At 58.8% G+C, this 26,588-nt stretch carries 25 protein-coding genes; 11 read left to right on the forward strand and 14 right to left on the reverse strand.

The annotated features are described in order from the left end of the window. The first annotated feature begins 98 nt into the window (after window positions 1-98). The 4 genes from ACN080_RS03050 to ACN080_RS03065 all read left to right on the forward strand — a co-directional run bounded on the left by ACN080_RS03050 (window position 99) and on the right by ACN080_RS03065 (window position 4,452). The gene (locus ACN080_RS03050; protein ID WP_419098895.1) at window positions 99-1,430 is read left to right on the forward strand and encodes an MFS transporter; all 1,332 of its coding nucleotides are present in this window, start codon (window positions 99-101) and stop codon (window positions 1,428-1,430) included. A 176-nt stretch (window positions 1,431-1,606) separates the two neighbouring features. Continuing rightward, the gene (locus tag ACN080_RS03055; protein WP_419113015.1) at window positions 1,607-2,815 is read left to right on the forward strand and encodes a thiolase family protein; all 1,209 of its coding nucleotides are present in this window, start codon (window positions 1,607-1,609) and stop codon (window positions 2,813-2,815) included. Between the two features lie 62 nt (window positions 2,816-2,877). Continuing rightward, entirely contained in the window at window positions 2,878-3,576 is a 699-nt protein-coding gene (locus tag ACN080_RS03060; RefSeq protein ID WP_419113069.1) for an enoyl-CoA hydratase/isomerase family protein, read from the forward strand. Window positions 3,577-3,585: 9 nt separating this feature from the next. Next, the gene (locus ACN080_RS03065; protein WP_419113016.1) at window positions 3,586-4,452 is read left to right on the forward strand and encodes a 3-hydroxyacyl-CoA dehydrogenase family protein; all 867 of its coding nucleotides are present in this window, start codon (window positions 3,586-3,588) and stop codon (window positions 4,450-4,452) included. A gap of 171 nt (window positions 4,453-4,623) precedes the next feature. Here the strand turns inward: ACN080_RS03065 and ACN080_RS03070 are convergent, their stop codons facing one another. Beyond that, window positions 4,624-5,043 (reverse strand): hotdog fold thioesterase, encoded by a 420-nt coding sequence (locus tag ACN080_RS03070; protein ID WP_419113017.1) that lies wholly within the window; start codon window positions 5,041-5,043, stop codon window positions 4,624-4,626. A gap of 146 nt (window positions 5,044-5,189) precedes the next feature. Here ACN080_RS03070 and paaZ point away from each other — a divergent pair, with 146 nt between their 5' ends. Continuing rightward, window positions 5,190-7,271, forward strand: a complete 2,082-nt coding sequence (paaZ, locus tag ACN080_RS03075; RefSeq protein WP_419113018.1) for a phenylacetic acid degradation bifunctional protein PaaZ — start codon at window positions 5,190-5,192, stop codon at window positions 7,269-7,271. A gap of 135 nt (window positions 7,272-7,406) precedes the next feature. Here paaZ and ACN080_RS03080 read toward each other — a convergent pair whose 3' ends face one another. From ACN080_RS03080 to ACN080_RS03095, 4 genes are all read right to left on the reverse strand, one after another. After that, window positions 7,407-8,033 carry a TetR/AcrR family transcriptional regulator gene (locus ACN080_RS03080; RefSeq protein WP_419111785.1) on the reverse strand — a complete coding sequence of 209 codons (627 nt, stop codon included), beginning with the start codon at window positions 8,031-8,033 and terminating at the stop codon, window positions 7,407-7,409. Between the two features lie 77 nt (window positions 8,034-8,110). Beyond that, window positions 8,111-9,484 (reverse strand): phenylacetate--CoA ligase family protein, encoded by a 1,374-nt coding sequence (locus ACN080_RS03085; protein WP_419104072.1) that lies wholly within the window; start codon window positions 9,482-9,484, stop codon window positions 8,111-8,113. Then, a complete protein-coding gene (locus ACN080_RS03090; protein ID WP_419099436.1) occupies window positions 9,481-9,897 on the reverse strand; it encodes a PaaI family thioesterase in 417 nt (138 codons plus the stop codon). Before ACN080_RS03090 ends, ACN080_RS03085 begins: the two co-directional genes overlap by 4 nt. 216 nt (window positions 9,898-10,113) lie before the next feature. Next, window positions 10,114-11,187 (reverse strand): 3-hydroxyisobutyryl-CoA hydrolase, encoded by a 1,074-nt coding sequence (locus ACN080_RS03095; RefSeq protein WP_419113019.1) that lies wholly within the window; start codon window positions 11,185-11,187, stop codon window positions 10,114-10,116. Window positions 11,188-11,483: 296 nt separating this feature from the next. Here ACN080_RS03095 and paaA point away from each other — a divergent pair, with 296 nt between their 5' ends. The 6 genes from paaA (at window position 11,484) to ACN080_RS03125 (ending at window position 16,250) form a co-directional block, all read left to right on the forward strand. Continuing rightward, window positions 11,484-12,488: a 1,2-phenylacetyl-CoA epoxidase subunit PaaA gene (gene paaA / locus ACN080_RS03100; protein ID WP_419113020.1), complete on the forward strand. Its 1,005-nt coding sequence runs from the start codon at window positions 11,484-11,486 to the stop codon at window positions 12,486-12,488. Between the two features lie 2 nt (window positions 12,489-12,490). Next, window positions 12,491-12,802, forward strand: a complete 312-nt coding sequence (gene paaB, locus ACN080_RS03105; protein WP_419098886.1) for a 1,2-phenylacetyl-CoA epoxidase subunit PaaB — start codon at window positions 12,491-12,493, stop codon at window positions 12,800-12,802. Next, on the forward strand, window positions 12,799-13,626 hold the full coding sequence (paaC, locus tag ACN080_RS03110; RefSeq protein WP_419098885.1) for a 1,2-phenylacetyl-CoA epoxidase subunit PaaC: 828 nt from the start codon (window positions 12,799-12,801) through the stop codon (window positions 13,624-13,626). Before paaB ends, paaC begins: the two co-directional genes overlap by 4 nt. A 73-nt stretch (window positions 13,627-13,699) precedes the next feature. After that, entirely contained in the window at window positions 13,700-14,296 is a 597-nt protein-coding gene (paaD, locus tag ACN080_RS03115) for a 1,2-phenylacetyl-CoA epoxidase subunit PaaD (protein ID WP_419113021.1), read from the forward strand. A 14-nt stretch (window positions 14,297-14,310) separates the two neighbouring features. Next, window positions 14,311-15,462: a 1,2-phenylacetyl-CoA epoxidase subunit PaaE gene (gene paaE / locus ACN080_RS03120; protein WP_419098883.1), complete on the forward strand. Its 1,152-nt coding sequence runs from the start codon at window positions 14,311-14,313 to the stop codon at window positions 15,460-15,462. A 17-nt stretch (window positions 15,463-15,479) separates the two neighbouring features. After that, window positions 15,480-16,250, forward strand: coding sequence for an enoyl-CoA hydratase/isomerase family protein (locus ACN080_RS03125; protein WP_419113070.1), 771 nt, complete (start codon window positions 15,480-15,482; stop codon window positions 16,248-16,250). 131 nt (window positions 16,251-16,381) lie between these two features. On the opposite strand, the gene ACN080_RS03130 is transcribed toward ACN080_RS03125, so the two are convergent. The 9 genes from ACN080_RS03130 to ACN080_RS03170 form a co-directional block, all read right to left on the reverse strand. Beyond that, window positions 16,382-16,915, reverse strand: a complete 534-nt coding sequence (locus ACN080_RS03130) for a hypothetical protein (RefSeq protein ID WP_419113022.1) — start codon at window positions 16,913-16,915, stop codon at window positions 16,382-16,384. Window positions 16,916-17,794: 879 nt separating this feature from the next. Continuing rightward, window positions 17,795-19,012 carry an ATP-binding protein gene (locus tag ACN080_RS03135; protein ID WP_419113023.1) on the reverse strand — a complete coding sequence of 406 codons (1,218 nt, stop codon included), beginning with the start codon at window positions 19,010-19,012 and terminating at the stop codon, window positions 17,795-17,797. A gap of 245 nt (window positions 19,013-19,257) precedes the next feature. Continuing rightward, window positions 19,258-20,814, reverse strand: coding sequence for an ATP-binding cassette domain-containing protein (locus ACN080_RS03140; RefSeq protein WP_419113024.1), 1,557 nt, complete (start codon window positions 20,812-20,814; stop codon window positions 19,258-19,260). A 331-nt stretch (window positions 20,815-21,145) separates the two neighbouring features. After that, window positions 21,146-21,409 (reverse strand): hypothetical protein, encoded by a 264-nt coding sequence (locus ACN080_RS03145; protein WP_419113025.1) that lies wholly within the window; start codon window positions 21,407-21,409, stop codon window positions 21,146-21,148. A gap of 28 nt (window positions 21,410-21,437) precedes the next feature. Beyond that, window positions 21,438-22,262 (reverse strand): HpcH/HpaI aldolase family protein, encoded by an 825-nt coding sequence (locus ACN080_RS03150; protein WP_419113026.1) that lies wholly within the window; start codon window positions 22,260-22,262, stop codon window positions 21,438-21,440. Next, window positions 22,247-23,032, reverse strand: coding sequence for a 2-oxo-hept-4-ene-1,7-dioate hydratase (gene hpaH, locus ACN080_RS03155; protein ID WP_419098879.1), 786 nt, complete (start codon window positions 23,030-23,032; stop codon window positions 22,247-22,249). The genes ACN080_RS03150 and hpaH overlap by 16 nt, the downstream gene beginning before the upstream one ends. Window positions 23,033-23,190: 158 nt before the next feature. Further along, window positions 23,191-24,303, reverse strand: coding sequence for a 3,4-dihydroxyphenylacetate 2,3-dioxygenase (hpaD, locus tag ACN080_RS03160; RefSeq protein WP_419098878.1), 1,113 nt, complete (start codon window positions 24,301-24,303; stop codon window positions 23,191-23,193). Window positions 24,304-24,376: 73 nt separating this feature from the next. After that, window positions 24,377-25,882 carry a 5-carboxymethyl-2-hydroxymuconate semialdehyde dehydrogenase gene (gene hpaE / locus ACN080_RS03165; protein WP_419098877.1) on the reverse strand — a complete coding sequence of 502 codons (1,506 nt, stop codon included), beginning with the start codon at window positions 25,880-25,882 and terminating at the stop codon, window positions 24,377-24,379. A 44-nt stretch (window positions 25,883-25,926) separates the two neighbouring features. Then, window positions 25,927-26,586 (reverse strand): GntR family transcriptional regulator, encoded by a 660-nt coding sequence (locus tag ACN080_RS03170; protein WP_419098876.1) that lies wholly within the window; start codon window positions 26,584-26,586, stop codon window positions 25,927-25,929. Window positions 26,587-26,588: the final 2 nt, after the last annotated feature.

Here is a 26,588-nt window from a genome sequence, read left to right on the forward strand (position 1 = left end):
GTGCCAAGCCCAGTTTTCATATATGATTTCTTGCAAGGCACTGTGATGCCCGCCTCATAAAGGCCCCTGACTTGACCATGACACACAAGGAGACGCAGATGTCTTCACCCGCCACAGCACACAAAATAAATAAAGAAGAAAGAAAGGTCCTCGCCGGAACCCTCATTGGCACAACCATTGAGTGGTATGACTTCTTCATCTACGCCCAAGCAGCCGGCCTGATCCTGGCCAAACAGTACTTCACACCCGAAGGTGAGGACAACACCCTAGCCCAGATCGTCGCCTGGGCCTCCCTAGGTATCAGCTTCATCTTCCGCCCCCTGGGGGCAGTAGTAGCCGGGCATATCGGCGATAAGTTCGGCCGCCGCATCGCCCTGGTCCTGACCCTCCTGCTCATGGGGCTAGCAACCGTAGGTGTAGGCTGCGTACCCACCTACGCCCAAATCGGTATAGCCGCTCCCCTACTCATCGTCCTGCTGCGCATTATTCAGGGCTTCTCTGCCGGTGGCGAATGGGGCGGTGCGGCCCTCATGTCTGTAGAACACGCCCCCCGCCACCGCCGCGGCTTCTTTGGCTCCTTCCCACAGATTGGCGTGCCCCTGGGCATGATTCTGGCAACCCTGGTCAATCTGCTCCTCAACGCCATCCTCACCGAAGAACAGTTCCTAAGCTTCGGTTGGCGCATTCCCTTCTGGTCCTCCATCATCTTGATTTTGGTTGGCTTCTACATCCGCCACTCGGTTGAGGAATCCCCCGTCTTCAAGGAGATGCAAACCCTCAAGAAGAAGGAATCAGCACCCCTGAAACAGCTCTTCAAGAGCAACAAGCGTGAGGTCATCCTGGCCGCCTTAATCTTTATCGCCAACAATGCCGCAGGCTACCTGGTGATCGCCTTCTTTATCTCCTACGGCGTCAAGAACCTGGATATGAGCCGTGGACAAGCCATGACCGCAGCCATCATTGGTGGCCTCAGCTGGCTTATCTTCACCATGGTGGGCGGCTGGATGTCTGATACAGTGGGCCGCGTTCGAACCTTCCAAATAGGCTATGGTCTTATGGCCCTGTGGGCTATTCCCATGTGGTTCCTGATTGATAGCGGCAACTTTGCCCTCTTCACCCTGGCCATCCTGGTACTTACCCTGGCCCTGGGCCCCTCCTACGGCCCCCAGTCCGCTATGTATGCTGAGATGTTCCCTGCCTCCGTCCGTTTCTCAGGTATCTCCATTGGCTATGCCATCGGTGCGATTCTCGGCGGTGCCTTTGCCCCCATGATTGCAGAGATGATTCTCAAGCAAACCGGCCAGTCCTGGATTATTGGTCTCTACATCGCCCTGCTAGCGGTCGTCTCCCTGATTGCCGTCAGCAAGGTACCTCGAGGGATCCAGGAGATAGATTTGCACCCAGCAGATGAAAGCTCCCGGGTTCACTAAGTAACACTTGAGCACAGTAACCGCCAGCCCCCGACCAGAGGGCTGGCGGTTGGCTTTAAGACCGCCCAGCACCCAACCACAAGACTTGACCTAAGTCACATAAAATGACAAGATTTATTGAACGATTGGTCAGTTATTTGGCTCTATGACTCATGCCTTCTCACAAAGGAGTAAGAATGTCCCAGACACCCCAGGCCTATCTCGTGGGAGGCTCCCGCACACCCGTTGGCAGGTATGGAGGCGCCCTGTCCTCCATCCGGCCCGATGATCTGGCCGCCCTGGTCATCAAAGACCTCGTCGAGAAGACCGGCATAGACCCCGCCACTATCGATGAGGTCATCCTGGGCAACGCCAACGGCGCAGGTGAAGAAAACCGCAACGTTGCCCGCCTGGCCTGGCTACTGAATGACTACCCCGATACCGTCCCCGGGATTACCGTCAACCGCCTCTGCGCCTCCGGCATGAGCGCCATTACCCTAGCGGCCCAGATGATTAAGGCAGGGGAAGCTGACCTGGTCATAGCAGGCGGCACCGAGTCCATGTCGCGGGCCCCCTGGGTCATGGAAAAACCGGCAACCGCTTTCGCTAAGCCCGGCCAGGTTTTTGATACCTCTATCGGCTGGCGTTTTATCAACCCGGCCTTTGCCAGCCGTGACAAGTTCACCTACTCCATGCCCGAAACCGCCGAGGAAGTAGCGCGGCAAGAGGGCATCAGCCGGCAAGACTGCGATGCTTTCGCCCTCCGTTCCCATGAGCGCGCCCTGGCAGCTATCAAGGACGGTCGTTTCCGTGACGAGATTGTCCCTGTCACCGTCCGGGATCGTAAGGGGCGCGAAACCCTTGTTGACACCGATGAGGGGCCCCGCCCAGGCACCAGCACAGAAGTGCTGGCCTCCCTACGCCCGGTAGTGAGCGGTGGGTCAGTAGTAACAGCAGGTAATTCATCCTCCCTCAACGACGGTGCTTCTGCAATTTTGGTCGCCTCCGAGGCCGCCCTCAAAAAGTACGGGCTGACCCCGCGCGCCCGCGTGGTGACCGGTACCAGCGCCGGTCTTGCCCCCGAAATCATGGGCCTAGGCCCGGTCCCCGCTACCGAGAAGGCGCTGGCACGTGCAGGCTGGTCTGTAGCCGATCTTGACGCTGTAGAACTAAACGAAGCCTTCGCCAGCCAGTCCCTTGCCTCCATACGCCGACTGGGCCTCAACGAAGAAATCGTTAACAAGGACGGTGGGGCTATCGCCCTGGGCCACCCGCTGGGATCCTCCGGCTGCCGTATCGTCATCACCCTCTTAGGTCGCATGGAGCGGGAGGAGGCCCAGCGTGGCCTGGCAACCATGTGTATCGGTGTAGGCCAGGGCGCGGCCCTGCTACTTGAAAGGGTCTAAGCGTGTTTGAACATTTCACCGCCCTCACCCTTGAGGAAAGCCAAGATCGCCTGCTGGTGCGCATGAACCGCCCCCAGGTACATAACGCTATTGACGCAACCATGGTCGCTGAGCTCCACGAAGTATGCGCCTATCTGGAAAACACCCCCAAGATTCTGATTCTGACCGGCTGCCAGGTAGAGGGACGGGGCATTTTTGCCTCCGGTGCCGATATCGCCCAGTTGCGTGAACGCCGCCGGGACGATGCCCTGCGCGGAGTTAACTCGCAGATTTTTGACCGCATCCATAAGCTCCCCATGCCGGTCATTGCCGCTCTTGACGGCTACGCCTTAGGCGGCGGGGCGGAGCTGGCCTACGCCGCCGATTTCCGGCTGGGCACCCCCTACATCAAGATGGGTCAGCCAGAAACCAACCTGGGCATCATTGCCGCCGCAGGTGGTTTGTGGCGGCTCAAAGAGCTGGTCGGTGAGCCGGTGGCCCTGGAGATCCTGCTGGCCGGGCGTATCCTCAATGCCCAGGAGGCCCTGGATCTGCACCTGGTCACAGAGCTGCACGAACCGGATGACCTGCTCCCCGCCGCGCACGCCCTAGCCAACCGCATAGCCGCCCAGGACCCCCTGGCTATTCGCGTCACCAAACGGGTGTTTGCCGCCCCCCGGCAGGCCCACCCGCACATTGATGAGCTAGCCCAGGCTATCTTGTTTGAATCCCAGGCCAAGTTTGACCGCATGCAGGCCTTTTTAGACCGCAAAAAGAAGTAGAGGTGTCCCATGACCGAAATTCACGAACTTAAAGTACCCGCCCGCGTAGGCGTGCTGGGCGGCGGACGCATGGGTGCCGGCATCGCCCACGCCTTCCTGCTGGCTGGGGCGCAGGTTCTGGTGGTGGAGCGTGACGAGCTCAGCGCCCAGGCCGCCCGCGAGAGGGTCGAACGTGACCTGGCTAAGTCGCTAGAGCGCGGCACCTTCGATGGCAATCTGGATGAACTGACCGAACGTTTAAGCCTCTCTCTGAGCTACGCTGATTTTTCTGACCGCCAACTCGTCGTAGAAGCCGTACCCGAAAACTGGGACCTGAAAGTCTCGGCCCTGCGCGCGGTAGAGGAAGAGCTTGATGAAAGCGCATGGTTGGCCTCTAATACTTCATCGCTGTCCATTGATGGGCTGGCAGAATCACTAAAACGGCCAGCTCACTTTATTGGCCTGCACTTTTTCAACCCCGTACCGGCTTCACAACTGGTGGAGGTAGTGCAGTCTAAGCATTCCTCCGATGAACTGAAAACCCTTGCACGCACCTGGGTTGAGGGCCTGGGCAAGACCCCCGTGGTGGTCAATGACGCCCCAGGGTTTGCGTCCTCCCGCCTGGGTGTGGCTATCGCCTTGGAGGCTATCCGCATGGTTGAAGAGGGCGTAGCAAGCCCTGAGGATATTGATAACGCTATGGTGCTGGGCTACAAGTTCCCCATTGGTCCGCTGGCTTTGACCGATGTGGTGGGCCTGGATGTGCGCCTGGGCATTGCTGAGTACCTGGAATCGCAGCTGGGTGAACGTTTCGCACCCCCGCAGCTCATGCGCGACATGGTGGCCCGTGGCGAGCTAGGCCGTAAAAGCGGTAGGGGCTTCTACGACTACAGCTAGGTGCCTGCCCTTACGCTGAGGCCCGGTCTTCGAGAAGCCGCAACAAGTCAGCTTCCGGAGAACCGGGCGGGGCTGACGCGTCTGGGCATCCATCTTTCCAGCGGGGCACCCATTTTATGGACCCAGCAGGAATTTGCCGGACCCACCCGGGCGGGCTACTTTATAAAGAAACTACCCCTTGATGAAGTTGGTGATTCGCAGGGTGCAGAGCCGGTCCCCGCTCTCCTGGTGGGTGATGATAACTTCGTGGGTGGTCAGCGAGCGCCCCAGGTGAATGGCCTGCGCTACTGCGCGCACGGTACCGGCCCGGGAAGATTTGTGGTGGGTGGCGTTGACATCTACACCTACAGCGACCTTGCCCATGCTGGACGCGTGAATAACGGCTGCCCAGGAGCCCACGGCCTCGCCCAGGGCGAGCATGGCTCCACCATGCAGTAGCCCCAGCGACTGACGGTTCCCCTCAATGGGCATAGTGGCAACAACCCGCTGAGCCGACTCTTCGAGTACTTCCACACCCAGTTTTTGATCCAGCTCCCCCAGCCTAATCTTCCAGAGTTCCACCTGGTCGGCGGAGCGTGCATCCTGAGTCATGCTTTTGCTTTCCTTTCTGCCCGGCGGGCTGGGCACTTTCTTTCAAGTGTGATGTGAACTATAGTTTATAGCAATAACTGAACGCTCGGTCACTTATTTGCCGGGCTGTCCCTAGCGTTACCACCTGACCGAGCAAAGGAACCCCCATGACGAGCACTGCCCCTCTAGTCCCCAGCTTCATCAAGGGTAACTGGTGGGTGCCCCAAAACCCCTCCAAGGCCCAGGACGTCCTCAAGGCCGTCACCGGTGAGGTCATCTACCGGGTTTCCACCGAGGGCATCGACACCGCCGGGGCCATCGACTACGCCCGCACCGTGGGCCAGGCCAACCTCAGCGCACTAACCTTCCATGAACGCGCCCTGATCATCAAAGAGCTGGCCCTGCACCTGGGCAAGCACAAGGAGGAACTCTACGCGCTCTCCTTTGCCACCGGCGCAACCGCCCGCGACCACTACATCGATGTAGACGGTGGTATTGGCACACTCTTTACCTTCTCGTCCAAAGGCCGCCGGGAACTGCCCAACGCCCAGGTCATTATTGATGGTGCCCTGGAACCGCTCTCACGCGATGGCTCCTTTATCGGTGAACATATCTACACCACCCTGCCCGGTGTTGCGGTAGAAATTAATGCTTTCAACTTCCCCATCTGGGGGATGCTCGAGAAGTTCGCCCCTGCCTTTATTGCCGGGATGCCCACCATTGTTAAGCCAGCCACCCCCACCGGCTATGTTACTGAGGCCACGGTGCGCATCATGCTGGATTCCGGCCTGCTACCGGAAGGCTCCCTACAGCTCATCTCTGGCTCTGCCCGCGATCTGCTGGATCATCTGGACTACCGGGATCATGTTGCTTTCACCGGTTCAGCTGCCACAGCGCAGACTCTGCGTTCCCACCCCAGCGTCCAGACTAAGGGACTGCACTTTACTGCCGAGACTGATTCACTCAACGCCGCGATCCTAGGCCCGGACGCTACCGCTGATACCCCGGAGTTTGAGGCCTTCATTAAGTCGGTCATGGTGGAGATTACCGCTAAGGCCGGTCAGAAGTGTACGGCTATCCGCCGGGTGCTGGTCCCGCAGGGACGTGCCGGTGAGGTCGTTGAAGCTCTTGCCGCTAAAATTTCGGGCCGCGTTGTAGTGGGCGATCCACAGACTGAGGGCGTGACCATGGGTTCCTTGGCTTCACCCGAGCAGAAAGCGGAGGTCAGCGCAGCGGTAGAGCGGCTGGTTGCCGCAGGCGGTCAGGTCGCCTTCCAGGGGCAGGCCCCCGAGGGCCCCTCCTTCTACCCGGTGACTGTGCTGACCTTTGCTGATGCTCGAACCCCTGAGGTTCACGCGGTAGAGGCTTTTGGGCCGGTGACCTCCGTACTTGAGTACCAGGATGTGGCAGAAGCGGTGGAGCTGGCAGCTCTGAGCGCTGGTTCCTTGGTTGCTACAGTCTGCACCCACGACGATGCTGTGGCCCGCCAACTGGCTTTGGGCATTGCCGCCCACCACGGGCGTGTACTGATTCTAGACCGTGAGGACGCTAAGACTTCTACGGGGCACGGCTCCCCGGTGCCTCATCTGGTTCACGGTGGGCCGGGCCGGGCCGGTGGCGGTGAGGAGCTGGGCGGTGTGCGCGCTATCAAGCATTACATGCAGCGCACTGCCCTTCAGGGCTCACCCAATAAGCTCACTGCCCTGACCGGGGTCTGGCATAGCGGGGCGGATGCTCGCACGGTGACTCGTGCCCAGGTGGAGGCCGGGCAGGGGGTCCACCCCTTCCGCAAGTCTCTGGCGGAGCTGGAGATCGGGGATCAGTTCGCTTCTGACCTGCGCACGGTGACCCTGGAGGATATCACGGCGTTCGCGCAGGAAACCGGGGATATGTTCTACGCCCACACCGATGAGCAGGCAGCTACCGCTAACCCCTTCTTCCCGCGCAGGGTGGCTCACGGCTACCTGCTGGTTTCGTGGGCGGCAGGCCTTTTTGTGGACCCTGAACCGGGCCCGGTACTGGCTAACTACGGCTTGGAGAATCTGCGCTTTATCACACCGGTCACCTACGATGACGCTATCAGGGTGACACTGACCGCTAAGAAGATTACTCCGCGCGTTACCGACGACTACGGCGAGGTCACCTGGGACGCTGTTCTGCACAATCAGAAGGACGAAGTCGTCGCCACCTACGATGTGCTCACCCTGGTCGCTAAAACCTGGCCTATGCAGGAGATGAGCGAGGACTAAAAACTCTCAGTACTAGAGACGGGAAACGGGAGGGGCCGGTTGCACAAGACCAGTGCCCCTCCTAGCTCTTAGCTGGGATCGTGAGGTAATGGAATACTCAGTTTGACTACTTTCTTTCCCCTTCTAGCTTGGGCCTTAAGGTTCAACCGCAATGCCCCGGAAGGCCATGTCGACTACGGCGTCGGCCAGGGCCTCAATGTCCCCTCCGCGATCCGGGTCGTACCAGACCGCCAGGGAGTTAATCATGCCGAAAATCAGGCGGGCCAGGGTGCGGGCGTCCGCGCTTTCCCGCACCTGCCCCGCCTGCTGGGCCGCCGCGACCAGGGCGGCAAGGCGCACGGTCAGGGCACGGCGCTTATCCAGGGCCGCCTCTTGCACCGGGGTGTTGCCCTTGAGCCTGAGGAGCAAGGTGACCGAGGGCAGGTGTTCAGCGAGCACAAAGACGGTTTGACGGACCACAAACTCTAGGCGCTCTCTGGGGTCAGCTTCTAGCACCTCACCGGCTTCAAAAACCTCTTCGAGGGCATCGAGGGCCCGGTCCAGGGCCGTGCGCAGGATCTCCTCTTTGGATGTGACATGGTGGTAGATTGCGCTCTTAGTCAGCCCCAGCCGTTTAGCCAGCATGTCCATGCTGGTGGCATCGTAGCCGTGCTCGTTGAAAGCCTCAACGCAGACCCGCAGTACCTCTTGGCGGTCGTAGCCGGGGCGGCCTCGTTTGACACGGGCACCGGTCTGAGTGGTGACGGTAGGCTGGGCGCTCACGGGTGGTCCTCTCACATCAGCAGTAGGGAGCCCCCATCTAGCGGGGGCTCCCTACATGCTAACTTAAGCGGACCAGCCTACTCATTGCCCTTGGGCTTGTTACGGTAGTCGTAGATACGGCGAATCTTACCTACCGAGCGGGGCAGAACCTCCGGGTCTAGCACCTCAATCTGGCAGGTGGAACCAATCTTGGTTTTGATATCGTGCAGGAGCCGCTTGCCAGCTTCCTGGGCGGCTTCGAGCGTGACCTCTTCGCGGCGTTCAATGCGCACAGTCATCTCGTCCATACGGCCCGGGCGGGTCAGTTCCAGGGCAAAGTGGGGCGAGAGCTCAGGCTGCTGCAGGGCGAGCTCTTCCACCTGGGAGGGGAAGAGGTTAACCCCGCGCAAGATAATCATGTCATCGCTACGACCGGTGATGCGCCCCAGGCGGCGGTGGCCGGGGCGGGCGGTACCGGGCAGGAGGCGGGTCAAATCGTGGGTGCGGTAGCGGATAATGGGCAGGGCCTCTTTAGTCAGGGAGGTAAAGACCAGCTCACCGGGGCGGCCCATATCAAGCACAGTGTCATCAAAGGGGTCGATGATTTCGGGGCGGAAATGGTCCTCCCAGATGTGGGAGCCGTCCTGGGTTTCAAAGGACTCCCCGGCCACACCGGGGCCCATGACCTCAGATAGCCCGTAAATGTCGCAGGCTTTGAGGGTTCCGAAGGTCTTTTCAATCTCGTGGCGCATTTCCGCAGTCCAGGGCTCGGCACCAAGCACAGCGGTTTTGAGGGAAGTTTCTTGCGGGTCAATCCCCTGTTTACGGAAGGCATCTGCAATGGTCAGCAGATAGGTCGGAGTTGAAAGGATGGCATCGGGTTCAAAATCTCGGATGAGCTGAACCTGCTTCTCAGTCTGGCCACCGGACATGGGGATAACGGCAGCACCCAGGCGTTCGGCACCGTAGTGGGCACCCAGCCCACCAGTGAAGAGGCCGTAACCGTAGGCATTGTGCACCTTGTAGCCGGGTTTAATGCCGGAGAAACGGAAGCAGCGGGCCACCAGGGAGCTCCAGGTGGCAATGTCGTTTTCGGTATAGCCAACCACGGTGGGCTGGCCGGTAGTACCCGAGGAGGCGTGGATGCGGCGGACATCGCTCATGGGCACCGCGAAGGCTTTGAAGGGGTAGGCCTTGCGGAGGAACTCTTTGTCGGTGTAGGGGAAGAGTTTGAGGTCGTCGAGTTCTTTAAAGTCGCCGGGGTGAACGCCGTGGGAGTCGTAGAGTTCCTTGTAGGCGGGGACGTTCTCGTAGGCGTAGTGCAGGGTCCAGCGCAGGCGCTCAAACTGTAGGGCTTCGATCTGGTCCCGGCTGGCCAGCTCTTCGGGGTCGGGCTGGGCTGGGTCTGTGGCGCGGGGCGCGGGGCTGTAGGGGTTCTCTACGCTACAGGTAGAGTGCGGGGTGGTGCTCATGCTGGGTGTCCTTCCGTGGTGGGAGCTGGAGGGGTGATTGACCGCCCGCGCCCGCGAAACTCAGCGATGAGCTTCTGCTTGCAGGTGACGGTGACATCGACCAGGCAGGTTCGCCCGGTGCGGTGGGTGAGTGTGGCTTCTGCTTGCAGGGTTTGCCCTCGGTAGGCCGGTGCAAGATAGTTGATGTCCACGCCTGTTCCGACCGTGATGCTTTGGGCTAGTTCCTCTGGGTCACTGCTGTTGCAGGCCAGGGCAAAGGCGGTATCTGCGAACGCGAAAGTCATGCCCCCGTGCACCATGCCGAAGCCGTTGACCATTTCGTCTCGGATGTCCATTTCGATGATGGCATGGCCTGGCTCAACGGTGAGCAGGCGGATGCCCATCCAGTGACTGGCCTGGTCCTGCTTGAGCATGGGGTGCTGGGGGGCCACATAACCTCCACAAGAATTTAGTGACCATTCGGTCAGTTATTGCTTAGACCCACTGTTTCACATTTTAGTGAGATGTGCAACACTCTAGGGGGTCTTGTTATCCGGCACCGCAAAGCCCTCTACAGACACAGAGCCTAGGAGAATAGCCCCACCTGCCCCCGAGGGTTTAGGTGACCGCACCCCCTCTCCTCTCCTCTCCTAAGCCAGCCCCAGCTCCCCCGCATCGGTTGGCTCAAAGAAGGCCAGGACCGTGCCCCCGCCCACCTCTTCAAGGCGAGCGGGGGACCAGGCCGGGTTCCGGTCCTTATCAATGACCTGGGCGCGAATCCCCTCACTCAAATCGTGCCCTTCCATAGCCCTACAGGTGGTCACAAAATCCTGATTGAGGGTCTGAGCCAAGCTCTGGGTGGCGGCACGGCGTACCGCCTCCAAAGCCACCTTCATGCCCGTGGGGCTATTCTGCTCCATAGCCCCCAGAACTCTTGTAGCAAACTCAGCTCTCTCTCCCCCAGCCGCAACCACCTGCCGCACGCCCTCCCTGATCTGCTCTACCGAATCAGCGGCAAAGGCCTGCTGCACCCAGGCGGCCTGGGCAGCCAGCGGGGAAGCGCCAGCGTCAACCTGCATCCCGGCCAGCACACCGTCAACCTCAGAACTGTCAGCCACCCCAGATAGCTCTCCCACCAGGTCATCAACCCTAGCTGAGGGAATAAAAAAGTCAGCCAAACCCACTGCTAGGGCATCGGCCCCGCCCACATGCAAACCAGTCAGCGCCATCAGCACCCCCAGATGCTGAGGTGCCCGGGCCAGAATATTAAGAACACCTACATCCGGGCTAAAACCAATCACCGTTTCGGGCATACCGGCGCGGGTCCGCTCAGTCACTAAACGGTGAGAACCGTGGGCAGAAACCCCCAGGCCCCCGCCCAGCACCAAACCGTCCATCAGGGCAATATAGGGCTTAGGGTAGCGGGAAAGTCGCAGGTTGAGAGCGTACTCGTAGCGAAAGAACTCCACACCCTCCTGCGGGGCATCCTTCATGGCCCGGTAGAGAGCTACGATATCTCCCCCGGCGCACAGGCCACGCTCACCAGCCCCGCGCACCAGCACGGCACACACGCCCGGATCAGCCTCAAACCGATCCAAGGCCGCATTCAGGCCCTGCATCATCTGGTAGTTCAAGGCATTAACGGCACGGGGCCTATTGAGGGTAATCACCCCCAGGCTCCCGCACTGCTGCACCAGAAGGCTCTGATCTGCTACGTCCACCATGATCTTTCCTCTCAATGATTGGGCCCAAGACCCAGCCGCCAGGTCGGCCACACTGCCGCCAGCGGGGGCCTGTCTCTAGCCCCGATAAATACTTTTCGCCACTGCCCACTCTACCCACCTCTCTCTGAGCAAGACAGCGTCAGTTCACACCCCCAGAGAGAAAACCCATCAGCTGGCCCGGCACGCCACCCGGTTTCTTGACCGTGACCCACGAAACACTATATTCTGAACGAACGGTCAGTAATTATTTTTGACTGGGGGAAGCCCCTCCCCCACACCCCGCAAGGAGCCAGCCCATGACCACAGAGACAACTAACCCTCACCTCACAGCAGTAGACCAACCCGCACCAGGGGACACCAGCACCGAGCAGGCCTACTTTGACCAGCTCATCGCAGAGGACTCCCGCGTCGAACCCCGCGACTGGATGCCCGAAAAGTACCGCAAGACCCTCACCCGCCAGGTCTCCCAGCACGCCCACTCCGAAATCATCGGCATGCAACCCGAAGCCAACTGGATCACCCGCGCCCCCTCCCTCAAACGCAAGGCTATCCTCATGGCCAAGGTGCAGGATGAGGCCGGACACGGGCTCTACCTCTACTCCGCCGCTGAAACCCTCGGCACCCCCCGCCACATCCTCAACGAACAACTGCTTGAGGGCCGAGCCAAATACTCCTCCATCTTCAACTACCCCGCCCGTACCTGGGCTGACATGGGCGCTATCGGCTGGCTAGTCGATGGAGCCGCCATCTGCAACCAGGTCCCCCTCTGCCGCGCCTCCTACGGCCCCTACGGGCGAGCTATGGTCCGCATCTGCAAGGAAGAATCCTTCCACCAGCGCCAGGGCTGGGAAATTCTCTACGCCCTCTCCCACGGCACAGAAGCCCAAAAGAAAATGGCCCAGGACGCCGTCAACCGCTTCTACGGCCCCGCCCTACAAATGTTCGGCCCCCCGGATGCCGACTCCCCCAACTCCCAGCAATCCATGGCCTGGAACATCAAACGCTTCTCCAACGACGAGCTACGCCAGCGCTTCATTGACATGCTGGTCCCCCAGGCCGAGGCTCTGGGCCTGACCCTGCCCGACCCGGACCTCAAATGGAACGAAGAGCGCGGCCACTACGACCACGGCCCCCTGGACTGGGATGAATTCCACTCCGTAATCTCCGGGGCAGGCCCCTGCAACGTCCAGCGTATGCAACGCCGCCGCGCCGCCCACGAGGAGGGCGCCTGGGTACGCGAAGCAGCCGGCGCCTACGCACGCAAAACAGCAGAGCAACACGCAGAACTCCTGGGAGCATAAAGATGACCGAGAACATCACACACCTACCCGACTCCAACGAATGGCCCCTTTGGGAAGTCTTCGTCCGTTCATCACGCGGCCTCTCCCACGTTCACGCAGGATCCCTGCACGCACCCGATGCCACCATGGCCCTGCGTAACGCCCGTGATCTCTACACCCGCCGCAACGAAGGCACCAGCATCTGGGTGGTCCCTGCCCAAGCAATCCTGGCCTCAGACCCCGACTCCAAGGGCGGCTTCTTTGAGTCGGCCCAGGGTAAGAGCTACCGCCACGCCACCTACTACACCACCAGCGAGGGGGTTAAGCACCTATGAGCATGGCCTCCTCAGACTCAGCAACCCACCACAGCCAAGGAGAATCAATCCTGGCTGAGGACATCACCGCCTCCGGAGTGCAGGCCAGTGATGCAGTAGCCCGCTACGCCCTAGCCCTGGGCGACGACGCCCTCATGCTAGGCCAGCGCCTCTCCCACTGGATCTCACGGGCACCAGAACTAGAAGAAGATATAGCCCTGGGCAACATCGCCCTGGACCTGATTGGGCACGCCCGCTTCTTCCTGACCTACGCAGGAACAGCCTGGGGCAAGACCGAAGACGACCTGGCCTACTTCCGCGACGAAGAAGAATTCCGTTCGGCCCGCCTGACCGAGCAGGAAAACGGGGACTTTGGGCAGACTATCGCCCGCCAGCTCATCTTCTCCTACTACCAACACGAGCTCTACTCCCAGCTGGTCAACTCCCAGGACCCCACCCTGGCCGCCATTGCCGCCAAGGCCCTGAAAGAAGTGGCCTATCACCAGGACCACGCCACCGCCTGGACCCTGCGACTGGGCATGGGCACCCAGGAGTCAAACCGCCGTATGCAGGAGGGCCTCTACTACATGTGGCCCTACATTGATGAGCTCTTCTACGACTTTGACCCGGTAGACCAACTAGCGGGTATCGCGGTGGCCCCCTCAAGCCTGCGCCAAAGGTTCCAAGAGCGCCTGCACACCATCATCGGTGAAGCTCAGCTAGAGGTGCCCAACCTTGATCAGGCTCGCGGCGGCGACCGCTCCGGAGTCATGAGCGAACACCGCGGGCACATCCTGGCAGAGATGCAGGTACTGGCCCGCGCCCACCCTGGCGCCACCTGGTAAAAACCGGGAGCACCCCGGTGCTCCCGGCCCTACCGCCCCCGCTAGCTGACCACACGCACAAGGAGGTGCCCCGATGACAAACGCTAGCCAAGCCGCTAGCGCCGGAATTGACTTCAGCTTCGGCTTTGACCAGGACTCCGGCTACGCAGCCCCACCCCGGGAGGCCGAAAGTGCCGTCCCGGCGCCCGCCGGCTCTGACGCTACCCTGTGGGAGCTAGCCGCCAAGGTAGCTGACCCCGAAATCCCGGTACTCTCCATAGCCGACCTGGGCATCCTACGCGCGGCCCGCTACGGCAAGGACGGCCAGCCGATAGTCGTCATCACTCCCACCTACTCCGGGTGCCCGGCCATGGAAAGTATTACCGCCAGCATCCGCCAGGTCTTCACAGATCACGGCCAGCAGATACCGCAGGTGGAGCTGGTACTCTCCCCGGCCTGGAGCACCGACTGGATGAGTCAGGCAGGTAAAGACCGCCTGGCAGAGTACGGTATTGCCCCACCCAACGGGCAAGCCGCCGCGGGGCCGGTGACCCTGGGGCTGGCGGTCAAGTGCCCCCGCTGCCACTCCCTAGCTACCAAAGAACTCACCCGCTTTGGCTCCACTTCCTGTAAGGCTCTCTACCAGTGCACCGCCTGCTGCGAGCCCTTTGACTACTTCAAGATTCACTAAGGACTGCACCCGCTATGACCGAGACACCCACCCGCCGCCGAGCCAGCTTTAACAGCTTGACCGTTGCCGGGGTACGCAAACTCACCAAGGACTCCGTTGAAGTGACCTTCTCCGTGCCCGATGACCTGGTAGAAGACTACAACTACCTACCCGGCCAATATGTAGCCCTGCGCGCACAGATTGATGGGCAAGAGGTTCGCCGCTCCTACTCCATCTGCGCCGAGCCTACCCCCGGTGAAATTAAGGTCGCTATCAAAAGGGACTTCGGCGGTCTTTTTTCTAACTGGGCCAATGACACCCTCACCCCAGGGCAGATCATCGACGTCATGAACCCCCAGGGGGCCTTTGTTTCTCAGAGCACCGTCACCAGCCTTAACGACCCCCAGCACATAGCTCAGGAGGCGGATGCCAACGGGGGGCAACACCTGGTAGCCTTTGCCGCTGGCTCCGGCATCACCCCCATCATGGCTATCGCCCGGGCTGTACTTTCGGCCAGCCAAGCCAGCACCTTTGACCTGGTTTACGCCAACAAGTCCGCCCTGGATGTCATGTTTGCCGAAGAAATCGGGGACCTCAAAGACCGCTACCCCACCCGCTTCGCGGTTCACCATGTGCTCTCCCGCGAACAGCGCATCAACCCGCTCATGAGCGGCCGTATTGACGATGAGAAGCTCCAGGCCCTACTCGATCACGTCATCCAGGTAGACAGGGCCGATGAATGGTTCCTCTGCGGGCCTTTCGAACTGGTCCAGCTCTGCCGGGACACCCTGGCCGAGCGTGGAGTGGATCAGGACAAGGTACGTTTTGAGCTGTTCACCACCGGTAAGCCAGAGAAACCTGCTGGCCAGCAGGGCCGTTCCGTGGAAACAGACCCGGACGGTAAAAACTACTCCATTTCTTTCACTCTGGATGGAACCTCAGCTTCTGTGGAGTCCCCTGTTTCAGCCCATGAGACCCTTTTGAACGCAGCCTTGCGGGTACGCCCGGATGTTCCCTTCGCCTGCGCCGGCGGTGTTTGCGGCACCTGTCGGGCTAAGGTCATAAGCGGCCAGGTGGATATGGACGAAAACTACGCCCTGGAAAAGGACGAGGTAGATGCCGGCTATATTCTCACCTGCCAGTCCCGCCCCTGCTCCGATGCTGTCAGCGTGGACTTTGATGCCTAGGAGGGGTAACCATGAGCATGATTGAGCTGACTGTAGAGGGCGGTATTGCAGAGGTGGTTTTGAAGGCCCCGGCTAAGATGAACGCCCTGAACGAGGCGGCCCTAGCTGACCTGTCGGCTGCTTACGATGAGGCCGCTACAGCCGGTGTGCGTGCCCTGCTCTTACGCGGGGAGGGGCGCGGCTTTTGCGCCGGGAGGGACATTGCCGGGTTGGTTCCTGCCGAGGATGATGCCTACGACTACCTGGCCGGTAAGGTTAGCCCGCTCTTGAAGAAGATGAGTGCCTTCCCCGCCCCCACTTTCGCGGCGGTTCAAGGCCCCTGCCTGGGTGTTGGCCTGGGCCTGGCCATTGCTACGGACGTGGTCTATGTGGCTGATACTGCCAAGATTGGCTCGCCTTTCGCCAAGCTGGGGGCCACCTTGGACTCTGGCGGCCATGCTCTCTTTGTGGAACGTCTGGGTGCTCACCGGGCCCTGGATCTGATTTATACCGCCGATTTAATGTCCGGTGCTGAGGCTGTGGCCGCTGGGCTCTTTAGCCGGGTGGTGCCTGCCGATGAGTTGCTGGACTTTACCCGCGCCAAGGTGGCACAGGTAGCCGCCGGTGCTACGGGGGCTTTCCTGGCCTCTAAGCAGTTGGTGGCGCAGGTACGCGACGCGCGGGTGGGCCTCTGGGAGTCCGTGGAAGCCGAGAACCGCGCCCAAGGCGACTTGTGCGCCTCCGCCGACTACGCCGAAGGCTTCGCCGCCTTCACCGAGAAACGCAAGCCGGTCTTTAGGGGGAAGTAAGGCCACCCAGGCTAGGACATGCGTGGTTTCCTTCCAGATGCGCGGGTTCCTCGCACATCTGGAAGGAAACCGCGCATCTCGATGAGGGTGACAAGCACCTGCGCCGGCACCTGCCGTTGAGAAAGAGGGCTCTAGGAGATCTCAACAATCCAGGCGACGATATTGGTCATGCCCTCTTGCTCGTAACCGGGCGGCGTGTGGAACTGGTAGGTCATGGTGACTACCTGCGGCCCGGGCTCTGCCAGCTTGTGTTCCAGTAAGTAGCCTTCAGCAAAGGCCTCTAGCATGTCCGGGGTTACCTCAACGAGCTGGTCAGGATCCCCATCGAGGTTAACGTCCTCAGCCTTCCCTCGAAAGATATTAATCTCAGCGAACACGGGTTCAGCATCAAAGGTGATTCTCACAGTGTTGGACTCACCGGCAGAACCAAGAACAGGAATGAGTTGCTTATCCTGCACGAGCTCTTTTGTTTCGCTCAGGCTCGCTGAGTGCCATTCGTAGTAGAAAGGCACAAGAGGTTCACCGTTCACGCTTAACTCTGGTATGTCTTCTTGGAACTCTTCCTCTGCCACCAGAGGGGCCTCATGGTAGTCGCTAAACCCGCCGCCGCAAGAGAACAGAGTCAAGAGGGGTAGCACCGTCAGAAACCCGAAAAACTTACGCATTGCAGTCAAACCTTGTTTCAATATCACTTGATGTGCGCTGAATATATGTTTTTCCTTAATATACAACCCTATGATACCCATTGCCCCTATAAGTCTGCATAGAAGAAGACCCACAAACCCGCTTTGAATTAACATCAATTTTTCTTATATTCTTACCCTCCTTAGCATGGAATGACCTCCGGTGCCATACCCCCAACCCTTTTTCATAATCTCTGCACCAGCAGCCATAAACTCAACGCTTTGGCCACAACCTTTAACGCCTGAATGCACAGAAGCCATTCCACCACTCTTATGCACACGCTCTGTATATCCCATGCAACCGATTCCAGTAGGGACCCCAGGATAGTACCCAGGAGATTGTGGGGCAACAACAGCCTGAACAAATTCTCTATCAGTAACTAGGATTTCCGCTAGTAGGTATGAAAAGAAAGTTATACAAACCAAGCAAGCAGTACTGAGCCAAGAAAGCAAGCAGTACTGAGCCAAGAAAGAGGGTTAATTTTAGTAGCTAGCTTCACTGAAATTACCTTTCAATCTTACATTTGAATAACCCTCAGTGAAATAAGAAAATATTTATCGTCTAATACATCATTGCACCTTCTTCGAAAGAGATTGTTTTTGTACTACTGTGATTTTCAATCACTAACTATTCAAAAAAACAAAGTCAATACTTAATTCAAGCCGAGAACCGCGCCCAAGGCGACTTGTGCGCCTCCGCCGACTACACCGAAGGCTTCGCCGCCTTCACCGAGAAACGCAAGCCGGTCTTTAGGGGGAAGTAAGGCCACCTGGGCTGGGACATGCGTGGTTTCCTTCCAGATGCGCGGGTTCCTCGCGCATCTAGAAGGAAACCCGCGCATCTCGATGAGGGGTTGCCCGCTACAGGGGAGCACCCGCTAGCACATCAAACACGTCCCGCCACTTCACCTCACCCGTTGCTGGGGCGAATCTATCGCCTGTCAGCAAAAGACAATGAGCCCCCGCCGGAAGGCGATCAAAAGGAGCCAGCTCACGGGCTAAAGTCTGTTCAGAATCGGTAGAAAGAGCCACCTGAAGGTAGAGAGCGTGCCCATCACGGCGCGCCACAAAATCAATCTCGCCACCGGGCACCTGGCCAGTCATCACCTCAAAGCCGCGCCGCTTCAACTCCAAAAACACCATATTCTCTAGGTCCCGGCCCCGGTTAAAGTCGCGTGACCCCAGAAGAGAATTGCGCAGGCCAGGGTCCACGAAATACATCTTCCCGCTAGTCCGCAACCATTGCTTACCCTGAGTGTCATACCGGCGGCACCGGTACAGCAGGTGTGCATCCACCATGAGTTGCAGGTAGCGGTCCACCAGCTCTGACGACGCACCGCGCCCCTGGGCCCTGAGCTGTTTCACAATAGAGAGAGTTGAGAGCTCAGAACCTGCGTTGTCGAAGACAAAACGGGCAACACGCAGAAAAGTCTCTGTATCCCTAATCTGCCCCCGCAAGGCAATATCGCGCGTAAAGATTGAGTCAAAAAGGCCGCTGTTGAGCTGCCTGACGGTTTCCTCATCGTGCGTTATTGCCGAAGCGGGAAAAGCGCCCCAGCGAAGCCACTGCTGGTAGGCCTGCTCAACCCCCGTGTAGGTCACCCCAATTTTTTGGCGGAAGCGAGTGAACTCTGCAAGCGACAGCGGGTACATGGGGATTTCAATGTAGCGGCCCGCGAGGTAGGTCATTGATTCTGAGACGAACAGGGAGGCGTTCGAGCCGGTAACGCATATTTCTAGGTTCTCCCGGGTTCGCAGTGAGTTAATGACCCGGGCCCAGTCACTGAGTTCTTGGACCTCGTCAATATGGAGGTAGCGGATCTCGCTGTTATTGATGGCGTCCAGGACGTGGTCGTGAAAGGACTGAGCATTACGCAGGTGATCGTAGGCCATATCCTCAAAGTTGATGGTGAGGATTTGTGAGGGGCCTACACCTTGGGCGATGAGGTAGCTTCGGTACATACTGAGGAGGGCTGATTTACCGCAGCGACGTACTCCCGTGATGATGCGGACGAGGGCGGGGTCGTCAATGTTTGTCAGGAATTCAAGGTATCGGTCACGCGCAAACAGTTCAGCCATATTTCGACTATACCCGAAATTACAACTGTTTTGACGGTTAATTTCGGGTATACCTGAAATACCCAGTGTGCCTTGGGCTGGGACGTGCGCGGTTTCCTTCCAAGCGAGCGGGTTCCTCGCGCATCTAGAAGGAAACCCGCGCATCTCGATGAGGGTGGGGCTAGTAGCCCACGTCCGTGCCGCCCCCGGCAGGGTGAGAGCCGGCAGAATAACCGCTGATGAAGCAGGCCACTGAGCTACATAGACTAGGAGGGAACGTCCAGCAAGATATCACCCGGTAACACAGGAGCTTCAGAGTCGTGAGTTACCACCAGCACCAGATTCTCTCTGGCTACTTCCCTTACCAACTTCCATACGATGGCACGATGTTTGGATCCCACACCAGTAGTCGGCTCATCCAGCACTAACAGAGCACCATCAGAGCCCAGGAGGGTGCGGGCTAGGGCAATCCGGCGGGCCTCCCCGCCGGAAACTGCCCCAAACCCTCCCAGCAGGGTCGCACTACGAGTACCACCCTCAGCAAAATCAGCCAGCCCCAAAGTGCGTAATAAATTAGAAATCTCATCGGTATCGAGATATTTCCGTCCAGCTCTCACTATCTCTATAGCTGTTTCAAAAGTTAGGTTACTGGCCTGGGGCAGATAGCGTAGCTCACTAAAGCCCTGCGTCTCAAAGCCTCCCACCGGAAGTAATGCATTGAAACCCAACAAGGCCTCAAGTGACCTGGACTTTCCGGAACCACTATCACCTCGCACCCAAGCAACACCGCGAGTAACCCCCACCAGTGGTGAGAAGCTCAAGACAGCAGAAGCTTGCTCCCCACCACCCAGGACCCGAGCCTGAATTTTCTCTCTCGACTCCTCATACTGCGCATAGCTAGAAGCCAGAGCAGAAAAATCAAAAGCCACGTTTTGTATTGCCTGAATTGAATATAAACAAACACCAGCCAACGCAATGAACCCACCAACCAGCTGGTAGGGATCCGCATCCTGATTTACCAGCATGTAGACCGTCAAGATTGCGAAGAGTAGCAGGGTGAGAAAAGCGGACTGAAAGAGGTAGAGCCTACGCGTCATGCGGTAGGAATGGGCCCCTTTTTCTTCCACGGGCACACGGCTGGCTCGGTAGAGTCCAGACATATGATGAGTGAGCCCAAAAACTGCAACCTCTTTCCAGTAGCCCACAGCGGTAGAAAGGATACCGAAGTTTTCCATGGAGGCAGAGAAAAATTCACCTTGGGCTTTCTGGTGCTGCCGCACCAATGGAGTTGAGGCAAAGACGAATCCAATCAGCCCACCCATGTAGATGAGGGCAGTCTGCCAGCCACCCATGCTCCAGAGGCTAAGAGTACCGGTAACCAGCACGGTCGCAGCCGGAACTAGGGATAGAGCAAGGGTTGAAAAGACCTCCCGGAAAACAGTCATTTGGGCATCAATAGCAAAGGCTATTTCGCTGTCTTCCTGCTCTGACCGCCCTCTTTTTTCGGTGGCGTAGCTGGTGGCTAAAGCATCAACGGCTACCGCACTTTGGGCTTTTTGTTCCAGTTTTCCGTAGAGGGGGTAGGCCAGGTATTTGATACCAGAGGCTAGGAACCAGAGGAAACAGAAAATGGCGGTCATCAGCAGGAAGGTCTGCACAGACTGCTGACCCAAGGCCATGCTCATACCTCGACCCAGGAACAGAGGCACGGTGGTGCCCAGTACTGCCGAAAGCACAAAAATTAACAATAAAATAAATGTTAAAAATTTTGAAACCCTAAATAGATTACGCGTTGCCATCTTAACAACATCAATAATTTTCATACTTCTTCCACAAACTATCCAAAAGGTACAGGAGAATCGGACGCTGAGCATCCAACCGCATAATTAACTTTTCCGCATTTTTCTACAAGCAGTGTTAGAATGACATGAATTCCCTCAAACAGAGAAATGTCTCTGGATTCATAAGCTATACCGGATTGAAGTGATTTAGGATGAATCAATTCATAGCTACTTCCGAACCTCCACGCATAAACTAGAGACTGTCTCTCACAAAATTCCATAAATGCTGACTTGAGCGCATGATAGATATTTATGTTAATTGCAGATCCACTGGAATCTAATATGTCAGAATGTCTATCAAGACCGAAGACATTTAAAGTTCACGAATCAGTTCATCAACCTCTGAGAAGATTTCATCTGCGCGCGACCTTATAACCCCGCCACCACATTTGGTACAAGCAACACAGTTGGCTGGCGATTGCGACATCGTTGGCGTATCGAGATCGTGGATTTCCTCTTCAGAAATCAGTTCTTCCAGGTACAACGGCATAGCCACTCCATTCACCAAATGGTGTTTATAATCACACATGTGATTATCGTTAACCATACTTGCTTGTTTTCCAAAATCAATACCCAACAGATATTTTTCAAAAACGGTTCTGGGGCTAGTAGCCCACGTCCGTGCCGCCCCCGGCAGGCTGAGAATCAGCAGAATAACCGCTGATGAAGCGAGCCGCCAGCCTCTTAGACTCCAGGGCAAGTAACTGCACATCGGCGGCTACCAGAATAAAGTCAGCACCAGCATCCAGGTAGTCCTGCGCTATCTGCGGGTCAAAAGCGTTCACGCCCACAGGCAGGCCGGCCGCCCGAGCCGTCCCGATTACCCGCTTCACCGCAGCCACCACGTCCGGGTGATTCTGCTGGCCCAACAGCCCCATAGAGGCCGCCAAATCAGAAGGCCCCACAAAGACCCCGGCTAGGCCCTCCACCGCACAAATCTCTGCCGCGTTCTCAACAGCGGTAGCAGACTCAATCTGCACACAAAGCGAAATGTACTTCTCAGCCTCGGTCAGGTAGCCAGCTACCCCACCCCAGCGGGCCGACCGGGACAGGGCAGAACCCACCCCGCGCACACCGGCAGGCGGGTAGCGGGTGGCGGCCACCGCCAGTTCAGCGGCAGCCGCATCATCGACCATAGGGATCAGCAGGTTTTGGGCACCAGCGTCCAAGAACTGCTTGATAGCAACCACGTCCAGGGAGGGCAGGCGCGCCACACTCTGCACCGGGTAGGCCGCCGCCACCTGCAAAAGCTCTTGGACGGTCTCTAGGCTCACAACCCCGTGTTCGGCGTCCACCAGGAGCCAGTCCATGCCCGAACCGGCGCAAATCTCGGCGGCCACCGGCGACCCGGAACAGACCCACATGCCGACCGCTGGGCGGCCCAAGTCCCGCAGGGTCTGAGCAAAAGGCGGGTTTAGATGAAGCGACATGTGATTGCCCCCAAATCCCCGTAGTCGGCGTGCACGGTATCGCCGGGGTGCACCCACATGGGCTTGGTGAAGGAGCCTGCCAGAATTATCTCACCGGCCTTCAAACTGTCCCCGTGGGCGGCCAGCTTATTGGCTAACCAGGCAACCCCATTGGCCGGGTGGTTGAGTACGGCGGCTGCTACCCCGGTGTCCTCAATCTGCTCGTTGCGGTAGAGCAAAGCCGAAATCCAGCGCAAATCAACGGAGGCCGGGTCTACCGGGTTGCCTCCGTAGACCATGGCACCCAGGGCCGCGTTATCACTGATGGTATCTACAATGGTGCGGCCCTCCATCTCAATGCGAGAGCTCAAGATCTCTAGGGCAGGAACCACGTACTCGGTGGCACGCAGAACGTCAAAGATGGTGGCGTGGGGGCCGGCCAGGTCTTCTTTGAGGACGAAGGCCAGCTCCACCTCAATCCGCACATTGGAATACTGGGCGTGCTCAATAACCGACCCATTCTCATAAACCTGGTCGGCGAAGATAACACCGTAGTCCGGTTCGGTAATGCCGGTGGCCTCCTGCATGACCTTGGAGGTCAACCCAATTTTGCGGCCCACCAGCCTACGACCGGCGGCTTCACCGCGAGCGCGCCACATCTGTTGCACCGCGTAGGAATCTTCCACGGTCATCTCGGGGTAGCTGGCGGTCAGGCGCGGGATCATGGTGCGGTTCTTTTCGGCCTGGGCCAGGTCATCGGCAATCTGTGTGAGTTGTTCTTCAGTGAGCATAGCTAGCTTTCAATACTGCGGGAGGTGCTTGAGGGATATGCTCACCGCCGACTGGCTGGGTCTGGCGTGAATTGGGACGAGCGCTCCGCGCGAGTCCCAAGAGGCTTAGTTGGCTAGAGCATATCCCTCAAGCACCGAACTTATTGTATTTTCGGTCTTTAGAGCTGGTGGCCCAGCTTGTATTCACCCTTCTTCCAGTCAGGCATGGATTCCTCACCCTCATCTGAGCGGGTGTAAGAGAAGCCGTCTGCGCCGATGGTTTGTTCCAGTTCAGAATCATCGGTGCGTTCTACCAGGGGCACCAGGTTGCCGTCCAAGTCGAGGACGCGGGAGGCATCGGTGTACCAGGAGGGCACGACCGGGGTGCCCCACCAGTCACGGCGCTGGTTATCGTGGACGTCCCAGGTCACGCGGGGGTTGTCGGGGTCACCGGTGTAGTAGTCCTGGGTGTAAATCTCAACGCGGTGACCGTCCGGGTCGCGTAGGTAGAGGTAGTAGGCGTTGGAGACACCGTGGCGGCCGGGGCCGCGCTCAATGTGATCGGACAGGCGTAGGGCACCGAGCTTATCGCAGATGGCGATAATGTTGTGCTTCTCGTGGGTTGCGAAGGCCACATGGTGCATGCGGGGGCCGTCACCGCCGGTCATGGCGGTATCGTGCACGGTGGGTTTGCGGCGCATCCAGGCGGCGTAGGCAGTGCCGGCCTGGTCCTGAATGTCTTCGGTGACGCGGAAACCTAGATCTTCCATGTAGGAGATAGCCCGGGGCACATCCGGGGTGACCTGGTTGAAGTGGTCCAGGCGGACGAGGGCACCGGGGGTGTGCAGTTCGTAACGCCAGGCCAGGCGCTCGACGTGTTCCACATCGTAGAAGAACTCGTAGGGGAAGCCCAGGGGGTCAAGGACGCGTACAGAATCGCCCAGGCCTTTGACGAAGCCTTCTTTCTTCCTGCGGACCTCACAGCCGCGGGATTCATAGAACTTTTCGGCCTTATCCAGGTCCTCTGGGGTGCGGACCCGGTAGGAGAAAGCGGCAACAGCCGGGGTTTCTCCCTTGCGCAGGATCAGGTTGTGGTGGATGAACTCTTCTAGAGAGCGCAGGTAGATGGTGTTCTCGTCCTCTTCGGTGACGACAAGGCCCAGGACATCGACGTAGAAGTCGCGGGAGCGTTCTAGGTCGGTGACCACCAGCTCCATGGAGGCGCAGCGGACGATATCGGGGGCGTTCTCATCGGGTGTAATAACGGGGTAATCAACAAAATTGGGTGACATGGTTATGCTTTCTTTTCTTAGGCCCGGTGGCTTGGCATCCTCGCCAGGCTACCGGGCACCGGTGCTAACTGGCTTAGTTGGCTTTACCGAAGACGGGGTTGTGGACCTCGCCCAGGTTGATGTGTACGGCCTGCTGGTCGGTGTAGAAGTCGATGGAGCGGTAGCCACCCTCATGGCCCAGGCCGGAGGCCTTAACACCGCCGAAGGGGGTGCGTAGGTCGCGGACGTTGTTGGAGTTGAGCCAGACCATGCCTGCCTCTACTGCCTGGGAGAAGTTGTGGGCCCGCTGTAGGTTGGAGGTCCAGATGTAGGCGGCCAGGCCGTACTTGGTGTTGTTAGCCAGCTCTAGGGCTTCTTCATCAGTGTCGAAGGGGGTGATGGCAACGACGGGGCCGAAGATTTCTTCTTGGAAGATGCGGGCATCGGGGGCTACGTCGGCAAAGACGGTAGGCTCCACAAAGTTGCCTTGATCAAACCCTTCGGGGCGGGAGCCACCGGCGACCAGGCGGCCTTCACTCTTGCCGATCTCGATGTAGGACATGACCTTCTCGTAGTGTTCGGGGTGGACCAGGGCACCGACTTCGGTGGCCGGATCTGAGGGTAGGCCTACTTTGACGCGCTTGGCCTGGGCGGCGTAGCGTTCCACGAACTCATGGTAGATACTGCGCTGGACCAGGATGCGGGAGCCTGCGGTGCAGCGCTCGCCGTTGAGGGAGAAAACCCCGAAGATGGTGGCGTTAATGGCGGTCTCTAGGTCAGCGTCCTCAAAGACAACGGCCGGTGACTTACCGCCCAGCTCCATAGACAGGCCCTTGAGGTAGGGGGCGGCATTGGCGAAGATGATCTGGCCGGTCTTGGATTCGCCGGTGAATGAGATCAGGGGAACGTCCGGGTGTTTAACCAGGGCGTCTCCGGCGCTTTCACCGAAGCCGTTGACCAGGTTGAAGACACCTGCCGGCAGGCCGGCTTCCTCAAAGATTCCTGCCCAGAGGGAGGCTGAGAGGGGGGTAAATTCGGCGGGTTTGAGGACCACGCAGTTACCGGTGGCCAGGGCGGGGGCTAGCTTCCAGGATTCCAGCATGAAGGGGGTGTTCCAGGGGGTGATCAGGCCGGCGACACCGATGGGCTTGCGGTTGACGTAGTTGATCTGGCGGCCCGGCACTTTGAAGGAGTCGTCGGTTTGGGCCACGATCAGGTCGGCGAAGAAACGGAAGTTCTCGGCGGCACGGCGAGCCTGGCCCTTGGCCTGGGTGATGGGTAGGCCGGAGTCGAAGGACTCCATCTGGGCTAGGGTTTCTTCACGGGATTCCACAATGTCAGCGATTTTCATGAGCACCCGGGCGCGCTCGCGTGGCAGCATGGTGGGCCAGGGGCCGCTGGTGAAGGCTTGGCGGGCGGCAGCTACGGCGGCCTCGATGTCCTCTTTCTTACCGCTGGCGGCCTGGATATAGGGCTGGTTGGTCACGGGGTTGAGTACGTCGAAGGTTTCGCCGTCTAGGGAGTCAACGAACTGACCGTTGATGTAGTGCTGGATTCGGTCGGGTAGACCTGCGGGGAGGGTGGTGTTGGGTGTGCTCACGGGCTAACTCCTTGGTGGTGTTGAATCTGAAGAATGAAAAATTTTTAGTGGGTGCTCTTGAGGTAGCTGGAGAGGGTCGCTTGACGGTGCTGGCGGGCAACGGCCTCAATCTCTTGTTCCTTGGCCCCGGATTCGATGAGGCTCAGCATGCGATTGTGCTCGCTGACAGACTCCTGGGCTCTAGCGGGTACAAAAGAGAAGGTTGATTCTCTCAGATGGCTGAGGCGGTCCCACTCAATGGCAACTAGCTCGAGGAGCCTGTCGTTGGGGCAGGCTGAGCAAAGGATCTGGTGGAAGCGGTAGTTGAGTTCGGTAAAGGCTTTGGGGTCAAAGTCTTCAAGGAGGGCCTCCATCTGGGTGTTCAGTTCCCGTGCCTGTTCGAGTTTCTGGGCACTCAGGTGGGGTGCTGAGTGGGCTGTAGCCCGCCCCTCTAAGAGGCCCAGCACCTGCATACTGTGGGTGTAGGCGGACTGGTCAACCATGGCAACCCGGGCACCTACGTTCCGCTCGAAGGTGGCTAGGCCTTCGGCTTCAAGGCGACGGATAGCTTCACGCACCGGGACCACTGACATCTCTAATTCAGCGGCCAGACTCGAGAGGGTGAGCCTGTGGCCCGGGGCGAACTCTTGGCCGACTATTTTCTCTCGGATCCACTGGTAGGCGCTCTCCGCTTTGGACAGCCTAGCCCTTCTCTGGTGGCTCACAG

Origin of the sequence: Rothia sp. CCM 9416 (assembly GCF_048513535.1) — a bacterium.
Taxonomy (GTDB): domain Bacteria; phylum Actinomycetota; class Actinomycetes; order Actinomycetales; family Micrococcaceae; genus Rothia.

Bases quoted from the DNA above. Each gene is read 5' to 3' on its own strand.
- ACN080_RS03095 (WP_419113019.1), bottom strand. From the start codon at position 11,187: ATGGTGGACGTAGCAGATCAGAGCCTTCTGGTGCAGCAGTGCGGGAGC.
- ACN080_RS03060 (WP_419113069.1), top strand. From the start codon at position 2,878: ATGAACCGCCCCCAGGTACATAACGCTATTGACGCAACCATGGTCGCT.
- paaE (WP_419098883.1), top strand. From the start codon at position 14,311: ATGACCGAGACACCCACCCGCCGCCGAGCCAGCTTTAACAGCTTGACC.
- paaB (WP_419098886.1), top strand. From the start codon at position 12,491: ATGACCGAGAACATCACACACCTACCCGACTCCAACGAATGGCCCCTT.
- hpaH (WP_419098879.1), bottom strand. From the start codon at position 23,032: ATGCTCACTGAAGAACAACTCACACAGATTGCCGATGACCTGGCCCAG.
- ACN080_RS03050 (WP_419098895.1), top strand. From the start codon at position 99: ATGTCTTCACCCGCCACAGCACACAAAATAAATAAAGAAGAAAGAAAG.
- ACN080_RS03125 (WP_419113070.1), top strand. From the start codon at position 15,480: ATGATTGAGCTGACTGTAGAGGGCGGTATTGCAGAGGTGGTTTTGAAG.
- ACN080_RS03090 (WP_419099436.1), bottom strand. From the start codon at position 9,897: ATGCTCAAGCAGGACCAGGCCAGTCACTGGATGGGCATCCGCCTGCTC.
- paaC (WP_419098885.1), top strand. From the start codon at position 12,799: ATGAGCATGGCCTCCTCAGACTCAGCAACCCACCACAGCCAAGGAGAA.
- ACN080_RS03140 (WP_419113024.1), bottom strand. From the start codon at position 20,814: ATGAAAATTATTGATGTTGTTAAGATGGCAACGCGTAATCTATTTAGG.
- paaZ (WP_419113018.1), top strand. From the start codon at position 5,190: ATGACGAGCACTGCCCCTCTAGTCCCCAGCTTCATCAAGGGTAACTGG.
- paaD (WP_419113021.1), top strand. From the start codon at position 13,700: ATGACAAACGCTAGCCAAGCCGCTAGCGCCGGAATTGACTTCAGCTTC.
- ACN080_RS03135 (WP_419113023.1), bottom strand. From the start codon at position 19,012: ATGGCTGAACTGTTTGCGCGTGACCGATACCTTGAATTCCTGACAAAC.
- ACN080_RS03150 (WP_419113026.1), bottom strand. From the start codon at position 22,262: ATGTCGCTTCATCTAAACCCGCCTTTTGCTCAGACCCTGCGGGACTTG.
- ACN080_RS03085 (WP_419104072.1), bottom strand. From the start codon at position 9,484: ATGAGCACCACCCCGCACTCTACCTGTAGCGTAGAGAACCCCTACAGC.
- ACN080_RS03070 (WP_419113017.1), bottom strand. From the start codon at position 5,043: ATGACTCAGGATGCACGCTCCGCCGACCAGGTGGAACTCTGGAAGATT.
- paaA (WP_419113020.1), top strand. From the start codon at position 11,484: ATGACCACAGAGACAACTAACCCTCACCTCACAGCAGTAGACCAACCC.
- hpaD (WP_419098878.1), bottom strand. From the start codon at position 24,303: ATGTCACCCAATTTTGTTGATTACCCCGTTATTACACCCGATGAGAAC.
- ACN080_RS03130 (WP_419113022.1), bottom strand. From the start codon at position 16,915: ATGCGTAAGTTTTTCGGGTTTCTGACGGTGCTACCCCTCTTGACTCTG.
- ACN080_RS03065 (WP_419113016.1), top strand. From the start codon at position 3,586: ATGACCGAAATTCACGAACTTAAAGTACCCGCCCGCGTAGGCGTGCTG.
- ACN080_RS03055 (WP_419113015.1), top strand. From the start codon at position 1,607: ATGTCCCAGACACCCCAGGCCTATCTCGTGGGAGGCTCCCGCACACCC.